This window comes from Pseudomonas sp. yb_5 (assembly GCF_043103865.1).
Lineage (GTDB): Bacteria > Pseudomonadota > Gammaproteobacteria > Pseudomonadales > Pseudomonadaceae > Aquipseudomonas > Aquipseudomonas putida_Y.
The window spans coordinates 16,646-31,126 of the sequence record NZ_JBICKE010000030.1; the positions used below are offsets into that span (position 1 = coordinate 16,646).

Consider the following 14,481-nt stretch of genomic DNA (forward strand, 5'->3'; position numbering starts at 1 on the left):
CCCATGACCCAGACCTCAAGTGCGGTGTCCAGTAGAGCTGATTTACCGCTTCGTGATCTCAAACCAAGCCAACCCCTGCTCCCTTAGCCACCGCCGCACCCTCCTCTGCTGTTCACCCGCAAGCCCCGACAACACCGCCTCAACAGGCCGCCCACTGCGTATTTGTCGCACCACAGGCGCCAGTTCCACCCCCTGCAAATGCCACACCCCCAACGGCTGATCCGCTGTCACCACCACCTCGGCCGCATCCACCAGCCCATCACGCAGTACAGGCCGCCGCTCAACCCGCACCGCTCGCCAATCAGGCGCCTCATGCAGGGGTTGCGCATCCGGCCAACCCTGGCGCCGGGCCCAGAACGGTTGCCCCACCCGGCTTTGTTCCTGGGCATAGAAGTCCCGGCCAATGCGGGCAAAACGCGAGAACAGCTGCTCGACCCGCTGCTGGTGAAACTGCCGCGCCAATTCGGCCCGCTCAGGCCTGCGCAGCAACGTATTGATCACCACCGGCGCCTGCAATGCCGAAGAGAGCGACTGAAAAATCCCGTTGCCCGACAGCGGGTCAACGGCCATGGCGGCATCCCCCACCCGGATCCAGTCCTGCCCGACACATTCACCCGCCAGAATGGCGGTACTGCTACGTGCATGCACCTGTGCCGGTATCAATGCCTGATCGTCGAACAGCTCGGCTACCAACGCGCTGCGGCCCCGCAACGCCACGCAGTACGCTGCCAACCCAGCTTTCCCCGGCAGCCCGGCAGCGTCCTGGGTGACTTGCCAGTAACAGCGGCCATCTTCCAGCCGTGCCATCCACGCCCAGCCATCCTCCAGGCTTTCCACCGCCGACGCAGGCGCACCCGGGCTACCTTGCCAGACATTGAGCAGGCTAACCGTTTCCGGCCCACGCAGGCGGTCTGCGGCCAGGGGTGCCTGGCGGCCTCGGGCCTCGACCAGGAAATCAGCGCTCAGCACCTGCCCATCGTCCAGGCGCACATGATGACCGCCCCCCTGCACGACCTCACGCACCCGCCCCTCGACCACACTCACGCCTGCGCGCTGAAGGTCTTCGCGCAGCGCTTGGTCAAAACGTTGCCGGTCGAGCAAAAACTCCTGGTTCATCTGCAGATGCTGGCCATTCCAGTGCACCTGGCGGGTGGCCGGCATGGCCGCCTGGCTCAAGGCCCCGCCCAGGCCTGCATGACGCAAGCCCTCCAGCACCCGCTGCGAAACGCCTTCTACGGCCGCGAAACGGCGCCACTCCGACACCACCGTCACGGTGTAACCCAGCCGCCGCAAGCCAATGGCCGTGGCGGCACCCGCAGGGCCGGCACCCAGCACCACAATGCGCGGCTCAACCATGGCTGGGCCCCCGACGCTCTGGGCCGATGAACGCCGCGTGATCGCGCAACCAGTCATGGACCTGCTGGCGATCCCTACCCGGCTCGTCACGCAGCAAAGCCGCAATCCTTCCGCTCAAAGCTGCACAGCCCAAGCTCGCACCCGCTCGGCCGCCCGCCCCCACATAACCGCCAAAGTCCGCCTGCCGGGTGCCAAGCCAGGACCACTGGCCGGGCGCACAACGCGCATCACCGGTCAATCGAAATACCCCAGGGTAGCTGGCCGGGTACACCGGCCCACCCTGCGCCGGGCTGGATGCACACAACAGCACACCAGCTGCCAGCGCCTCGGCACAAGCCTGGTGCAGCACGGGCCGGTCCTGCTGCAAGCCCAGGCTGAGGTTGATCAGCGTGGCCCCCGATTCCACCAGCCACAGCAATGCAGCAGCCACCTGCAACGCACTGGTGCTGGCCTGGGCACTGAACACCTGGGCCACCAGCACCGACACCGGACCGGCCTCGTGTTGCAAGCTGGCGAGCACCGCACTGCCGTGCCCAAGCGGGTCGGGGAGCATTTCACCTTCGCGCAACTGGCCGTCTTCCAGCCAGAAACGGCGGGCATCCAGCAAGCCGTTGGCCTGCTCCGGCGAGCAGCCGCTGTCGATGATGCCAACGCGCACGTCAGTGCCCATGATTGATCACCTCCTGCGCCAGTACCTGCAACTGGCCGTCATGCAGTTGCAGGTGCAGGTCGGCATCGGCCAGGGTCGAAGCCCGGTGGCTGATCAGGATGCGCGTGCGGTCAGCGAACAGCTGGTCGATGGCCGCGATCACTTCACGTTCGGTGGCCTCATCCACCGCCGAAGTGGCCTCGTCCAGCACCAGGATCGCCGGGGCCTGCAACACTGCACGAGCAATGGCGATGCGTTGTTTCTGCCCCCCGGACAACTGCTGGCCGCGCTCGCCCAGCAAGCCATCCAGGCCCAACGGCAGGCTGTCGACCAGGCTGTCCAGCCGCGCCAGGCGCACCACCCGTTCCAGTTCATCACGGCTGGCCTCGGGCACGCCATAAGCCAGGTTCTGCGCCAGGGTGCCACGGAACAGCACGATGTCCTGGCTGACCACGGCGATTCGCCTGCGCAGCGCAGCCAGATCAAGGTCGCGCAGATCGACGCCGTCCAGCAGGATGCGCCCGGCGTCCGGGTCGTAAAAGCGCTGCAGCAGGTCGATCAGGGTTGACTTGCCCACCCCGGAGGCACCGCTGATGGCGACTTTCAGGCCACCCGGGATGCTCACCCGCACGTTGTCCAGTACCGCCCCCTGACGCCCCTCATGGGCAAAGCTCAGCGCCTCCAGGCGCAACTCGCCGGGGCCATCGGGGATGGGCTGCGGGTTGGCGGTCTGATGCACCGCTACCGCTTCCTGCTTCAGTTCCATCACCCTTCCCAGGCTGACAGCCATGCGCTGCACCGCCACGTACAAGCCCAACAGGCTCTGGACCGGCCCAACCGCCATGCCCATGTAAGTAGAAAAAGCGATCAACGCGCCCAGTTGCCAGGTGCCCTGGATCACCCACCAGCCACCGACCAGGAACGCACAGGCGCGGCACCACGAGGTGAGCGTGCCGGGGATGGCCTGGGTGAAGAATTCGGTCACCTGCACCTTCAGCAACTGGCGCATGTAACCTTGCCCAAGCTGGTCCAGGCGCCCTGCTTCCCGGCCTTGCTGGCCGGCCGCCTGAATGAACTTCATCGCCGGCAGGGTCTCGACCAGGAAAGACGACACATCCGCCGAGCGCTCACGCAAGTTGCGCACTTCGCGCTCCACCTTGCGCCGCATCCAGCGCAGCCACAGCACTTCGATCGGCACCAGCAGCGCCAGCAACAGCGACAACTGCCACGACAGCATCAGCATCAACGTCACCGCGCCCACCAGGCCGATCACCGCCGACACCGCCGAGAACAGCGAGTCCACGGCAAAGCGCTGGATCTCTGCCACATCGCCATCCAGCCGCGAAAGAATGTCGCCGATACGCCGCCGCCCGTAAAAGGTCGGCGACAACTGCTGCAGATGGCGGTAAAGATCGTCGCGCAAGGCGAACAGGATGCGCCCCGACAAGCGCGTATGCAGGTAGCGGTTGACGCCGGCCAGCACCGTGCCCAGCAGGCCCGCGCCGATCATGATTGCCGCCATGTGCCAAAGCGTCTGGTAATCCTTGGCCAGCAGCCCTTCATCGATCAGGGTCTTGACCAGCCAGGGCTGCGCCAGCGCCAGCAGCGATGCACCCAGCGACAAGCTGAGCAACAGGCCGATGGCACGCCGATGGGGGCGCACGAAACCATACAGCCAGGCCAACGCCTGGCGCATGAGTACAGGGTCGCTGGAATCCACCAGCCTTGCGAACAGGCCGCCCACGTCAGCCGCGCAACTGCTTGAGCTTGCGGTACAGCGTCGCCCGGCTGATACCCAGTGCCGCGGCGGCGGCCGAGACGTTGCCCTGGTGGCGCGCCAGGGCACCGCGAATCTGTTCCAGTTCACTGTCCTTGAGGCTGCCGGAGGGCGCTGTGCTGCTGGCCAGTTCGTCCAGCAGGCAGTCGGTAAGGTGATCGAGGGTCAGCACCTGCTCGCCATCCTCGCGCATGGCCAGCGCGGTGCGCACCACCATTTCCAGCTGACGGATGTTGCCAGGCCAGTCGAAGCCTTCGAGCAACGCGGTCAACGCCGGGTCGAGGGTTACACCACGCGCATCGGCCTTGTCCAGCAGGCCCTGGATGATCGCCGCCAGGTCCTCACGTTCACGCAGGGCCGGCAGGCGCAGCGACACGCCGTTGACCCGGTAGAACAGGTCTTCACGGAAGTGTTGTTCCTGGACCAGGCGCTTGAGGTCGCGGTGGGTGGCGCAGATCAGCGCCACGTCGATGTCCTGCTCGTCACCCGCCCCCAAGGGTGCTACGCGGCGCTCCTGCAGTACCCGCAGCAGGCGTGCTTGCAGGGCGAGCGGCATGTCGCCGATTTCGTCGAGGAACAGCGTGCCACCATGGGCCTGCATCAGCCGCCCGACCATGCCACCGCGCCGCGAACCGGTGAAGGCGCCCTCACGGTAGCCGAACAGCTCGGACTCGATCAGCCCTTCGGGAATGGCCGCGCAGTTGACCGCCACGAACGGTTTGTCGGCACGCGGGCTGGCCTGGTGCAAGGCCCGAGCGACCACTTCCTTGCCGGTACCGGTTTCGCCCAGCAGCAGCACTGGCAAACCGTTGCCCAGCCCCTGGCGAGCCATGCGCAGGTTGCGCGCCAGGCGTTGATCACCACCGGCCAGAGCATCGAGTGCAGGCGACTGTTTGCTCAAGGCCGGCTTGCTGGATGGTGTGCTGGGGGTTACCCGGCCATGGCGCGGCAGCTGTAGGGCTCGGAAATAGAACTCGCCCTTGGCCGTCTGCACGCTGCTGACCCCGCCCTGCCACAGGCGAGCGATAAAGGCCGGGGAACGTTCGCCCAGCAGGTCGGTGCTGCGCCGCCCAATCAGTTCGTGACGCGGCACCTGCAACAGCTGGCAGGCACTGTCGTTGGCAGCCAGCACTTCGCCGTCCAGGCTCAGGGCCAACAGGCCGTGCCAGGCACTGTTGAGGTACTGCGGGCGGCTGTGGAAGGCCAGCACCAGGTGCTCCGGATGGCACAGGCCAAACAGGCGGCTTTCAATGTTGCCGGCCGCCAGCATCAGGGTCGACAGGCTGTCCTGCGGTTGCGCCATCACCCCTTCGCGGGTGATGTCGAGCACGCCGATCACCTCGCCGCGCGGGTCGCGCAGCGGGACGGATGTGCAGGAGAACGGGCTGAGGCGGTCAAGGTAGTGTTCACCGCAGTTGATCAGCGTCGGCCGGCCTTCGACCACGGCCGTGCCGATGGCATTGGTGCCGCGCAGCGATTCGCTCCAGCAACTGCCCGGGTGCAGATCGCGCAGGCCTTCGCGTTGCAGCACGTGCTTCTGGCCTTCGATGGCCAGCACGTTGGCCTGGGCATCGCCGAGGATGACGATGCCAGCCTTGCCCTGGCGCGCGACCAGGTAGTCGAGTTCGGGGGCGACGGCATCGATCAGCAGGCGGTTGCGCTCCAGCAGCAGGCGCAGGTCATGGCCCTGTTCCAGGCCCAGGCCGACCTGTTCGCCCTGCAGACAGTCCAGGCCGTGGCCCAGGCTGCGGCGCCAGGAGGCGTCGATCTCGTCGCGCAGCATCCCTAGCGGTAGTTCGCCTTCGCTGGCCAGCTTCAGGCGGGCCTCGCGGGATTCGTGCAGCGGGTCGTGGGCGTTTGTTATTAGTTGTCGCGCCATTTTCTACTCCGGCTGTGCCCCGCAATGTGACGGGGTACGGGCTTGGGAATTTTCCGCAGTGTGCGGGAGAAATGGCTGGGCGTCATCTGGTAGTGGATGGATTGGGGTGTAGCTGGCCAGGTTACTTGAAGCTGGCGCAATCCCTGTGGAAGCTGGCTTGCCGGCGATCACCGGCGTTGCCGGTGCGATCCACCGCGTCGCCTGCTTCGCGGGCTTGCCCGCTCCCACAGGGTTCGCACCAAGCCTGAGGACTGCGCTGTACCTGTGGGAGCGGGCGAGCCCGCGAAGAGGCCCTCGAGGTCAATCAGGGATATCGATCGCTATCACCAATACCCAAGCCCCGTCAGGCACTCGACGCCGCCTTCCGCCCAGCCAGCTGCTGCCTCTCAACCCCATCCAGCAACGCCTCCACCACCGCCTTGGCCGAATCCAACCCATGGTCATTGCTCAACAGCAGATCACGGCAGGTGCCCTTGGCCAGTTCCAGCGCCTTGAGGTTGGTCGCAAACGCCCCTTTCAGCAGCGTGGACAGGTGCACCAGCGCATCTTCGTAATCCACGCCGGAACGAACGGCGAACAACGGTGGATGGCTGCATTCGCAGGTGGAGAAACTGGAGGCCGCCGTGGTGGCGCGTACAGGAGGATCAGGTAAGCCTTTTGTCATTGTGTCGCTCCTTGATTCACTGGAGTCGCCACACAACGTGACCAAACGAATGGGTGGCGACTGTACGCGGGTTGGTCAACCGGGAATCAAGGAAACCGGCGCGCACGGAGGCGCCCCACGCACAGCCGCCATAAAACGAAACAGCCGGGCACAAAAAAGCGCCAACTGTATCGCAGAGCGGGCGCTTGTGCGCCTTGATGATTGCGGGTGACCAAACCCGACTGCTGGATTGACAGCAGCGGGCAAAGACTACCGAGGTCAGGGAAGGGTTTCAAGCTGAGGGCATGCGCAGTAACACTTCTGTTGCCTGATCGCACTCCTGGCCGGCTGCTGCGGCCGATGTGGGAGCCTTGTGTCGCGATAGGGCTGCGATGGCGCACTCCTTTCAAGGTGATCGGTGAGGCCTGGACGAAAACGCCGGAGCGATTCCCTATCAATCCGCACCATCTCATTCGGGGACCGTCCCCCCTCGCGGGGCATACTTACCAGATCCTCTTTGAGCGCCGGAGGCGATATTAGGTAACACTGTGAGAGCCACTGGCATGGATTAACCCGGGGGCCACACACCCCAACAGTATATGTCAACTGTTAAAAATAACGATTGCGGCCCGTTATTCACTAATCTATATATACCTACAATATTAAATAAACCAGGGGCAATGATCGATGCTACGCTATACCCCCTATGGTTGGCACATGGCGGCTAACCACTCAACCCTCGCATTCAACGATCAGCCGCTCGACAAAATATCCGATGGATATTTACTTGGGAATGGTCGGCGCGGATACAAGCCGTGCTTGATGCGCTTTTGTTCGCCGGACAATTTAAGTCCATTTCAATCAGGCGGCATCAACAGCTACGCCTACTGCCAAGGAGACCCGATCAACTTTGTTGATCCAAGTGGCCATTCCAGCGTTCTGCCACTACAAATTCTGGCCGCGCAAAAATTACCGCCTTCGTCAAGGCTAGGAAATTTAAGAGCATCCAACCTGCGGTCATCCCAATTAATGTATGATGATTACATAAAAATATTAAACAAAAAAAAGCCAAACCTCTACACCATGGAGAGTCTCGAAATATTCAAGGGACCACACACAGAAGTCATGATCAAAGCGTCGGCACGTGATGCTTACTTTTCGGTTAGAAGCAAAGATTTCAGCCGTCTGGTAATAAAGAAGCACCGAGACCGCTTAATATTAGCAGGTATCGACGAAGTTACACTAGAGCAACGAGACCAAGCTAGAGATGCGATATATCTTGGCAAGCCCCCGACAGACCCTGAAATCATACCACTATACCGTGGATTGCTTGAGATCGGTAACCTATATGCCCCCCCTACAGTGGGTTCCACTACTCTACTCAGCAGGCCAAGTGCGCTTCACGGGCGCAACTATCAGGAGCAGGTAAAAATACTAAGAAACAGAACGCACTCATCCCATTTCAACTTCTCACTAACTCAATGAAAGCCGATCGCCTAGCCGGTAGCTTGTACTATTGCCTGCATCGAACAAGCTAAAGTCTCGAAATGCTTTAGGGAAACTCCAATCAAGTTGCCCGAAACCTGAAATTCGCAATGTTTTCAAGCAAATTCAGCACAGGTCAGGCGGCCTGTGCTGAATTGATCAGAGCTTCCCTAACAGTCAATCACGGCTGCAGATTCTGGCTCAAGAACTTGTCCACCGTGGCCTTGCCATCAGCTGGATCCCCCGCCACCTGCCACAGCCGCCGCTCGATCCCCTGCGCCAGCAAGTGCCCCACCGCCGCTTCGATCGCCGACAGCACGCACAGCTGCGCCGGTTCATTGGTGGTATACCCCACCTCGGCTTCCAGCAGCTTCTTGAACTCGATGAACTTGAACACCCCGGCACTGCGCCCTACCGAATAGATGGTCTTGCTGGTCATCACGTTGGCCAGCACCTGCCCGGTGCGCACGTCCACGGCGCGCAGGTTGACGGTGACCTGGTCCACCCGGTACTCGCGGGAGATGTCGATCCCCAGGTAGCGGGCGCCTTCGCCGCCGCTGCGCACGTTGGTGTCGTAGGCGATGATGCCGCCTTCGAGCATCAGGTTGGCGGCCTGCAACGGTGGCAGCTCGCCCATGATGTTTTCCGCCACATCCGGCTTTTTCTGCGATGCACGGATGATCTTGCGCTCGGTCAGCAGGTTCTGCAGCCCTTCACGCTCCAGCACCACGAACCAGCCGCTGGCACTCAGGGCATCCATCAACATGCTGGCCGCGCCCTGGGTGACGCTGGTGGAGAACGAGCTGGCCGGGTTGGGCTTGTACTGCCCGGTCTGGTCGCGGAAGCCGTACACCACGGCCATCAGCCGGCCTTTGGGGCGTGGCATGTTGATCAGGTCGTAGTAGGTCGAGGCCCTTGGGGTCAGGGTCGGGGTTTCCGAGTCCTGTTCAGCGGGCATCGGTTCGCGCAGGCCACAACCTTGCAGGCCCAGGGCGGTGAGGATCAGCAGCGTGCTCAGCAGACGTTTCATGGTGTTCTCTCCCCAACATAAAAGCCCTTCCCTCTCAGGGGTTCAGGCCGCTGACCTCAATGATCGAAATTTCTCCTGTGGCACGATCGGTGACCTTGATGCTCAAGGCCCCGGAATCGTCGATGACGTCGATGAGAAACGCATCGGTCGCCATGCTGCCGGTGTTGCCGTTGCTGATGTTGTCCAGCAACTGCGACAACATCCGCGACTCCAGCTGGTTGCTGAAGCGCTCAAGGGCTGTGGTGCCGGTAAAGGCCGAGGCACGGTCCTTGAGGTCCGGGTCGTCGTAGTCGTTCTGCGCCTGGGCGTTGTTCAACAGCCAAGTGCCGTTCAACGGGTTACCGCCAAAGGCCGGGTTGACCGGGGTGTACACCAGCTCGGTGGCCTGGGCAGCACAGGCGCTGGCCAGCAGGCAGGCGGCAATGCAACGTGGAATGCGGTGGTTCATAGCTCGTCCCTCTCCAAGTCGGTGGTGTCCTGTAGCAGGCGCTGCAGCTTGCGTTGAATGATCTGCTGCTTGACCAGGTCGGCGGCGGCGACGGCCTCGTCTTTGAGCTCGGTGGTGTTCGGTGGCAGGAACCGGCGATACACCACTTCACGCTCGAATTCCACCGTCACCAGGCTGCCCCAGCGGGCATCGGGGCGTTCGCGTACCACCAGGTTGAAGTCCAGACGGCTGGTGGCGCGCAGGCGGTCGGCGAAGTAGTAGTAGAACTCGTGGCCGATGTGCGAGATGGTGTTATCGACGATAAAGCCCTGCATCTCGTCTTCGGCACCCGCCTTGGCACAGGTGGCCACCCCTGCCATCAGCAGCAGGCTCAGGCACAGCGCAGCCAGGCGCTTCATGGCGTGTCTCCCGGGCCTGCATTCGTCTGCACACCGCGTGCACTTTCGGTAAAGGCCTGCTCGGCGACGAACTGCCAGTCGCTGTAGTGTTCCAGCCCCTCGAAACCGCTCCATTCGGCGCTGAAGCCACTGCGCTTGAAAGGGGTGGCGTCCGAGCGGCTGTAGACGCCAGTGATACGGCCGTCGATCGAGCGCAGCAGGCCCCACTCGTCGCTGTTGCTGATCGGGTCAGGGTAAAGCCTGCGGATGTGCCGTTTGGCCTGCGGGAAGCGGTTGTCCTGCAGCAAGTCGGCCAGATCCTGGGGGTACTGGGCCAGCCCTGGCGAGGCGCGGTAGTAGCTGCGCAAGGCCTGGGCATATTGGCCGCCGACCCACAGCAACTGGCGTTCGCGGTCGCGCTGGGCGGCGCTCGCCCAGATCGTGCCGGTGGCGGCCAGGGCCACGCTGCTGACCGCAATCAGCAGCAGCACACCGAGGTAGGTGAAGCCGTCATTGGCTTTACCATTCAGCGAAGAGGCTGCCATCACGCGCCCTCCCTGTGGCACCGCTCTTGATATCGGCCACACCGCCGGCCACGCCCTCGGGCGGTGGCACCAACTGCCAGGCATCGCTGCGCTCGGTGATCGGGTCGACCGGCGTGTTGCGCAGGTAACGTTGTTCCACCAGTTGTTCCAGTGAATCGGGGTAGTGGCCGGTATCACCGTAGTAGTGGTCCAGCGCCTCGCGCAGCACTGCCAGGCTTTGACGCAGGGTGGCCTCGCGCGAGCTTTCCAGGCTGTTGAAGTAGCGCGGCATGGCGATGGTCATCAGCGTGGCGATGATCGCCATCACCACCAGCAGTTCGATCAGGGTGAAGCCTTTGCTGCGTTTCATGGCTGTCACCATTGGCCGTAAGGGATGTTGTTCAGGCCTTTGCCGCGGGCCCTGGAATACACGTCGAACACGTCTTCGCCTTCGCGCGGGTTGTCTGGGCTGCTGTCGTAGGCGCGCAGGCCCCAGCCGCCTTCGTCTTCATCCTTTGCCGCCACCAGCGGGTCGTGCGGGATGCGCCGCAGGAAGTAGAACTTGGCGCCCTTGGCACTGCGCACATCACGCACGCCCTCTACCAGCACCTGCAGGTTCGGCGGATAGCCGCTGGCATCCAGGCGTTTCTCGATGTAGCCGGCGTCAAAGGCACGCTTGTAGGCATCGATGGCGTCGCGAATCTGGTACAGCGCCTCGCGCAGTTGCTGCTCCTTGCCGCGGCGTACCACGGTTTCGGTCAGCGGCGCGGCCATGCTGGCGAGCAGCCCGAGCAGTGCCAGGGTCAGCACCACCTCGATCAGGCTGAAGCCGTGCATGCGGCGCCGGGTGTTCATGGCCGTGGGCTCACGTTGGTCGGGACGACCGCCATCTGGCTGTCCACGACCGGTGCATCAGTGGCCGGCGCGTTCCCGGGCATGTCCATCGGCGGCAGTGGCGCCATCTGGCGCACCTGCATGGCCGACTCGGTGCCCGTGGAGAACTCCATGTCCGACGGGCTCTGGTACGGCAGGTTGCGCACGATGCGCGGGGTGATCGCCAGCACCAGCTCACTCTTGCTCATGTCGTCCTTGTTGCTGCCGAACAGCCGGCCCAGGCCCGGGATGTCGCCAAGGCCGGGGATCTTGTTGCCGCTGGCGTTGTGGTCGTTGCGCACCAGGCCGGCCAGCACCTGGGTTTCGCCATCATGCAGGCGCAGGCTGGTCTGCGCGTTGCGGGTGTCGACCTGAACCGGAATGGTGCCCTGGCGCGTGGCTTCCAGCGGCGTGGCATTACTCACCTCAAGCGCCACCTTGATCGCAACTTCGTTGTTCAGGTGCACGGTGGGCTGCACTTCAAGCTTCAGACCGACGTCCAGATAGGTGACGCTCTCGGTAATGACCGGGCCTTGGGTTGACGGCACCGAGGTGGCGCTGATGATCGGTACCCGCTGGCCGATGTGGATGCGCGCCTGTTCGCGGTTGCTGACGCGGATCACCGGGCTGGCCAGGGTGTTGATGTCTTTGTCCTGGGCGTTGATCTTGGCCTGCGGCGACGGCGAAATGCTGATGCGGCCGGAGTCGATGCCCCTCAGTTGGTCAAGCACACTGACCGGTTTGCCGTCGTTGCTCAGCACGCCGAAGGTGTTGGGCCATTGCAGGCCGAGGTCAAGGATGCGCGAGGTGGCGACTTCCATCACTTCCACCTCCAGCACCACCTCGGGATTGGACTGGTCCTGCGATTGCAGCAGCTTCTCGGCCATGCGCACGGCGTCCGGGGTGTCACGCATGGTCAGGGTGTTGAGGCGCTCGTCAACGAACACGTCGCGGGTCTTGAGCATGGTCTTGACCATGTTCAGCGCGGTGTTGGCATCGATGCTGGTCAGGTAGAAGGTGCGCATGACCAGTTCCTGGTAGTCCTTGGTCTTCTGCGGCGAGTCGGGGTAGACCATCACGGTGTTGTCGTTGACGATCTTCTGGCGCAGCTGGTTTTGTTCCAGCAGCAGCGCTATCGCGTCCTCGATGCGCACCTCGCGCACGAAGATGGTGGCCTTCATGTCCGGGCGCAGGTCCTTGTCGAAGATGAAGTTGATGCCGGCCACCTGCGACAGCACTTCGAAGATGGTCTTCAGGTTGGCATCGCGAAACTCCAGGGTGACCGGCCGCTCGAGCTTGCTGCGCAATTGCGGGTACGGCTGCGCAGTGCGTGCCTGCACGTTTTCGATGTCGCTGCGCAGGGTCATGCCCTTCTGGTTCTGCGGGTCCAGACGCAAGACTTCGCGCATGTAGCGTTCGGCACCGAACAGGTCGCCCTGGCGCAGTGCCGCCTGGCCAAGCGCGACGCGTTCGTCCAGGGTGCGGATCAGCTCCAGTTGGCGAATGCCTTCCTGGGCACGGCGGTTGTTCGGCTCCAGGGTGAGCACCCGGCCATAGCCCATGCGGGCGTTGGCGAAGTCGTGGCGGACACGGTCGCTGTCGGCCTGGGTAATCAGGGCCTCGACAGCCGCCTGGCGGCTGTGGGCCAGGGCGATGTTCAGCTCTGTGTCACGCGGGTCGTCGCGCAACGCCTCTTCCAGGCGGGCGATGCCGGCTTCGTACTGGCCCTCCTTCATCAATTGATCGCTGTCCTTGCGTACCGCGCTGGAGCCGCAACCGGCAATGGCCACGCACAGCGCAACGAGCAGAAACGGAGCAGGCTTGCACAGCTTTGACGACTTCATGGTGCGCTCCCGACAGACAAGGTCTGCGACTGGTGCAAAGGCAGGTAGACCAGGTTCAGCTCGCTGGCCGATACCCGATCGAGGCGATAGGTGTCTTCGATCACGTCGCCTTGGCGCACGACGTAGAGTTTTTCGCCGCTCTGCAGGAAGACCTGCAGGTCGTCGCGGTCACCCATGCGGCCGATGAATTCAAATGGCAAGGCTGGGGCGGTCGGAGCGGGTGCCAGTACTGGCGCGGCGACCACGGGCTGTTCGATGACCGTGGCCAGGGCTTTGGGTTTGGTCCATTGCTGGGTTGGGAACAGGTCGCGGGAGGCCTGCTCCGGCCCTTTCGCGGGCAAGCCCGCCCCTACGATGGGCGCAGCGCTTTCTGTTGCAGGAGCGGGTTTACCCGCGAAGGCCGCGACGCCATCGTCCTGGCCAAACCAATGGTCCGGCGCCCAGGCCAGTGCCGCGCTAACGCCGAGGAAGCCGGCCCAGATGACTGCACGTTGTGTGTTCATCACGACCTCGACAGGTAAAGGGTCATGCGCAGGCGGGCATTGAGCTCGCTGTCGCCGATGCGTTTGCGTTGCAGCTCAAGGTCTTCCAGCACCAGGGTCGGCAGTTGCTTGAGCAGGCCTTTGATAAAGCCGCGAATCTGCGGGTAGCTGCCGCGCACAGGCAGCACGATCTGGTAGCGGGCCAGCTCGGTCTTGGGGTCGATGCCCAACGCGTATTCACCACGGGCCAGGCTGATGCGCTCGGCGCTGGCCAGGCGGTACAGACGCTCGATCAGTTCGCTGGCCTGGGGCTGCCCGGGCAGTTGCTGTCGCAGGCTGTCGAGGGCCTGCTGCTCGGGCTGGGTCGCAATCTTCAGCTCACCCCGCTTGACACGCCCTACCTGTACGCTGGCCTGCGCTTCGGTGGCGCGTAGTTCGCGTACGCTTTGCCATTGCGGCAGCACACCGGCACACCCCACGCCAATGGCGAGCAGGCCTACGGCTACGGCAGCCAGGCCTACCGGGCCGACAATGCGCAGGCGCTCCTGGAGGATCAGGCTGCTGAACGATTCAAGGGCGCGCATGGCCGGTCTCCCAGGTGGCGGTGAGGGTGAAGCGCACCGGGTGCTCGGGCCGCGCAGCGAGCACCTCGTGGTTGAGCAGCGACACGTCGCTGAGCTCGTCGCTGGCTTCCAGCCGCTGGTGGTACTGCAGCATCGCCTCGAGGTTGCGCGCCTCGGCAGTGATGCGCACCTGGCCCTTGCGTGCATCCGGCGTCAGACCGAGCAGCGCGACGTCGTCCTGCGGCATGGCTTCAAGCATGGCGAACAGCTGCTGCCAGGGGCGTTGCAGTTGCTGCGACACACTGCGCATTTGTGCCAGGCGCTCAGCCTGCTCCCGGCTGGCGGCGCTGTTCCTGGGTTCGGTGCTGGCCGGGCGGCGGCCCAGTTGCAGTTCCAGGCTATGGACGCTGGCTTCCAGCGCCACTTGCTCGGTCTGCAAGCGTTGCTGCAGCAGCACCAGGCCGGCGACCATGGCGCTGGCAAGGACGAGCAGCGACCAAACCAGCGGGCCGCTGCGTCGTGGCTGAAATTCCAGGTCGAGGCGGCGCATG

The 14,481-nt window shown here is 63.6% G+C and carries 16 protein-coding genes; 1 reads left to right on the top strand and 15 read right to left on the bottom strand.

Annotated features, from left to right (window positions below; all coding sequences use genetic code 11):
* Positions 1 to 42: 42 nt before the first annotated feature.
* The 5 genes from ACF8GF_RS03885 to ACF8GF_RS03905 form a co-directional block, all read right to left on the bottom strand.
* Complete coding sequence (locus tag ACF8GF_RS03885) at positions 43 to 1,356, bottom strand: NAD(P)/FAD-dependent oxidoreductase (RefSeq protein WP_176683375.1); 1,314 nt, start codon at positions 1,354 to 1,356, stop codon at positions 43 to 45.
* Positions 1,349 to 2,026, bottom strand: a complete 678-nt coding sequence (locus ACF8GF_RS03890; RefSeq protein WP_392487697.1) for a peptidase S8 and S53 subtilisin kexin sedolisin — start codon at positions 2,024 to 2,026, stop codon at positions 1,349 to 1,351. The genes ACF8GF_RS03885 and ACF8GF_RS03890 overlap by 8 nt, the downstream gene beginning before the upstream one ends.
* The gene (locus ACF8GF_RS03895) at positions 2,016 to 3,749 is read right to left on the bottom strand and encodes an ABC transporter ATP-binding protein (protein WP_392487698.1); all 1,734 of its coding nucleotides are present in this window, start codon (positions 3,747 to 3,749) and stop codon (positions 2,016 to 2,018) included. The genes ACF8GF_RS03890 and ACF8GF_RS03895 overlap by 11 nt, the downstream gene beginning before the upstream one ends.
* A 1-nt stretch (position 3,750) precedes the next feature.
* The gene (locus ACF8GF_RS03900; protein WP_176683372.1) at positions 3,751 to 5,661 is read right to left on the bottom strand and encodes a sigma-54-dependent Fis family transcriptional regulator; all 1,911 of its coding nucleotides are present in this window, start codon (positions 5,659 to 5,661) and stop codon (positions 3,751 to 3,753) included.
* A 343-nt stretch (positions 5,662 to 6,004) separates the two neighbouring features.
* Positions 6,005 to 6,241, bottom strand: a complete 237-nt coding sequence (locus tag ACF8GF_RS03905; RefSeq protein ID WP_029380666.1) for a hypothetical protein — start codon at positions 6,239 to 6,241, stop codon at positions 6,005 to 6,007.
* Positions 6,242 to 6,991: 750 nt separating this feature from the next.
* Here ACF8GF_RS03905 and ACF8GF_RS03910 point away from each other — a divergent pair.
* The gene (locus ACF8GF_RS03910) at positions 6,992 to 7,789 is read left to right on the top strand and encodes an RHS repeat-associated core domain-containing protein (RefSeq protein WP_392462123.1); all 798 of its coding nucleotides are present in this window, start codon (positions 6,992 to 6,994) and stop codon (positions 7,787 to 7,789) included.
* Positions 7,790 to 7,970: 181 nt separating this feature from the next.
* On the opposite strand, the gene ACF8GF_RS03915 is transcribed toward ACF8GF_RS03910, so the two are convergent.
* The 10 genes from ACF8GF_RS03915 to ACF8GF_RS03960 are packed head-to-tail and all read right to left on the bottom strand — an operon-like array spanning position 7,971 to position 14,480.
* Positions 7,971 to 8,819 (bottom strand): CsgG/HfaB family protein, encoded by an 849-nt coding sequence (locus ACF8GF_RS03915; RefSeq protein WP_176683370.1) that lies wholly within the window; start codon positions 8,817 to 8,819, stop codon positions 7,971 to 7,973.
* Positions 8,820 to 8,853: 34 nt separating this feature from the next.
* Positions 8,854 to 9,267, bottom strand: a complete 414-nt coding sequence (locus ACF8GF_RS03920; protein WP_003247970.1) for a curli assembly protein CsgF — start codon at positions 9,265 to 9,267, stop codon at positions 8,854 to 8,856.
* The gene (csgE, locus tag ACF8GF_RS03925; protein ID WP_209965542.1) at positions 9,264 to 9,665 is read right to left on the bottom strand and encodes a curli production assembly/transport protein CsgE; all 402 of its coding nucleotides are present in this window, start codon (positions 9,663 to 9,665) and stop codon (positions 9,264 to 9,266) included. The genes ACF8GF_RS03920 and csgE overlap by 4 nt, the downstream gene beginning before the upstream one ends.
* Positions 9,662 to 10,189: a type II secretion system protein gene (locus ACF8GF_RS03930; protein ID WP_176683368.1), complete on the bottom strand. Its 528-nt coding sequence runs from the start codon at positions 10,187 to 10,189 to the stop codon at positions 9,662 to 9,664. The genes csgE and ACF8GF_RS03930 overlap by 4 nt, the downstream gene beginning before the upstream one ends.
* Positions 10,164 to 10,538: a type II secretion system protein gene (locus ACF8GF_RS03935; protein WP_003247965.1), complete on the bottom strand. Its 375-nt coding sequence runs from the start codon at positions 10,536 to 10,538 to the stop codon at positions 10,164 to 10,166. Before ACF8GF_RS03935 ends, ACF8GF_RS03930 begins: the two co-directional genes overlap by 26 nt.
* A gap of 5 nt (positions 10,539 to 10,543) precedes the next feature.
* Positions 10,544 to 11,023, bottom strand: a complete 480-nt coding sequence (locus tag ACF8GF_RS03940; protein WP_176683367.1) for a type II secretion system protein — start codon at positions 11,021 to 11,023, stop codon at positions 10,544 to 10,546.
* Positions 11,020 to 12,885 carry a secretin N-terminal domain-containing protein gene (locus ACF8GF_RS03945; protein ID WP_176683366.1) on the bottom strand — a complete coding sequence of 622 codons (1,866 nt, stop codon included), beginning with the start codon at positions 12,883 to 12,885 and terminating at the stop codon, positions 11,020 to 11,022. The genes ACF8GF_RS03940 and ACF8GF_RS03945 overlap by 4 nt, the downstream gene beginning before the upstream one ends.
* Positions 12,882 to 13,388: a hypothetical protein gene (locus ACF8GF_RS03950; protein WP_392487699.1), complete on the bottom strand. Its 507-nt coding sequence runs from the start codon at positions 13,386 to 13,388 to the stop codon at positions 12,882 to 12,884. Before ACF8GF_RS03950 ends, ACF8GF_RS03945 begins: the two co-directional genes overlap by 4 nt.
* Positions 13,388 to 13,951: a type 4a pilus biogenesis protein PilO gene (pilO, locus tag ACF8GF_RS03955; RefSeq protein WP_176683364.1), complete on the bottom strand. Its 564-nt coding sequence runs from the start codon at positions 13,949 to 13,951 to the stop codon at positions 13,388 to 13,390. Before pilO ends, ACF8GF_RS03950 begins: the two co-directional genes overlap by 1 nt.
* Positions 13,938 to 14,480: a pilus assembly protein gene (locus ACF8GF_RS03960; RefSeq protein WP_176683363.1), complete on the bottom strand. Its 543-nt coding sequence runs from the start codon at positions 14,478 to 14,480 to the stop codon at positions 13,938 to 13,940. Before ACF8GF_RS03960 ends, pilO begins: the two co-directional genes overlap by 14 nt.
* Between the last annotated feature and the right edge of the window lies 1 nt (position 14,481).

Excerpts from the sequence above, each read along its gene's own strand:
- ACF8GF_RS03915 (WP_176683370.1), bottom strand. The coding sequence starts at position 8,819 with ATGAAACGTCTGCTGAGCACGCTGCTGATCCTCACCGCCCTGGGCCTG.
- ACF8GF_RS03950 (WP_392487699.1), bottom strand. The coding sequence starts at position 13,388 with ATGAACACACAACGTGCAGTCATCTGGGCCGGCTTCCTCGGCGTTAGC.
- ACF8GF_RS03935 (WP_003247965.1), bottom strand. The coding sequence starts at position 10,538 with ATGAAACGCAGCAAAGGCTTCACCCTGATCGAACTGCTGGTGGTGATG.
- ACF8GF_RS03960 (WP_176683363.1), bottom strand. The coding sequence starts at position 14,480 with ATGCGCCGCCTCGACCTGGAATTTCAGCCACGACGCAGCGGCCCGCTG.
- ACF8GF_RS03930 (WP_176683368.1), bottom strand. The coding sequence starts at position 10,189 with ATGGCAGCCTCTTCGCTGAATGGTAAAGCCAATGACGGCTTCACCTAC.
- pilO (WP_176683364.1), bottom strand. The coding sequence starts at position 13,951 with ATGCGCGCCCTTGAATCGTTCAGCAGCCTGATCCTCCAGGAGCGCCTG.
- ACF8GF_RS03920 (WP_003247970.1), bottom strand. The coding sequence starts at position 9,267 with ATGAACCACCGCATTCCACGTTGCATTGCCGCCTGCCTGCTGGCCAGC.
- ACF8GF_RS03890 (WP_392487697.1), bottom strand. The coding sequence starts at position 2,026 with ATGGGCACTGACGTGCGCGTTGGCATCATCGACAGCGGCTGCTCGCCG.
- ACF8GF_RS03885 (WP_176683375.1), bottom strand. The coding sequence starts at position 1,356 with ATGGTTGAGCCGCGCATTGTGGTGCTGGGTGCCGGCCCTGCGGGTGCC.
- ACF8GF_RS03945 (WP_176683366.1), bottom strand. The coding sequence starts at position 12,885 with ATGAAGTCGTCAAAGCTGTGCAAGCCTGCTCCGTTTCTGCTCGTTGCG.
- ACF8GF_RS03910 (WP_392462123.1), top strand. The coding sequence starts at position 6,992 with ATGCTACGCTATACCCCCTATGGTTGGCACATGGCGGCTAACCACTCA.
- csgE (WP_209965542.1), bottom strand. The coding sequence starts at position 9,665 with ATGAAGCGCCTGGCTGCGCTGTGCCTGAGCCTGCTGCTGATGGCAGGG.
- ACF8GF_RS03940 (WP_176683367.1), bottom strand. The coding sequence starts at position 11,023 with ATGAACACCCGGCGCCGCATGCACGGCTTCAGCCTGATCGAGGTGGTG.
- ACF8GF_RS03900 (WP_176683372.1), bottom strand. The coding sequence starts at position 5,661 with ATGGCGCGACAACTAATAACAAACGCCCACGACCCGCTGCACGAATCC.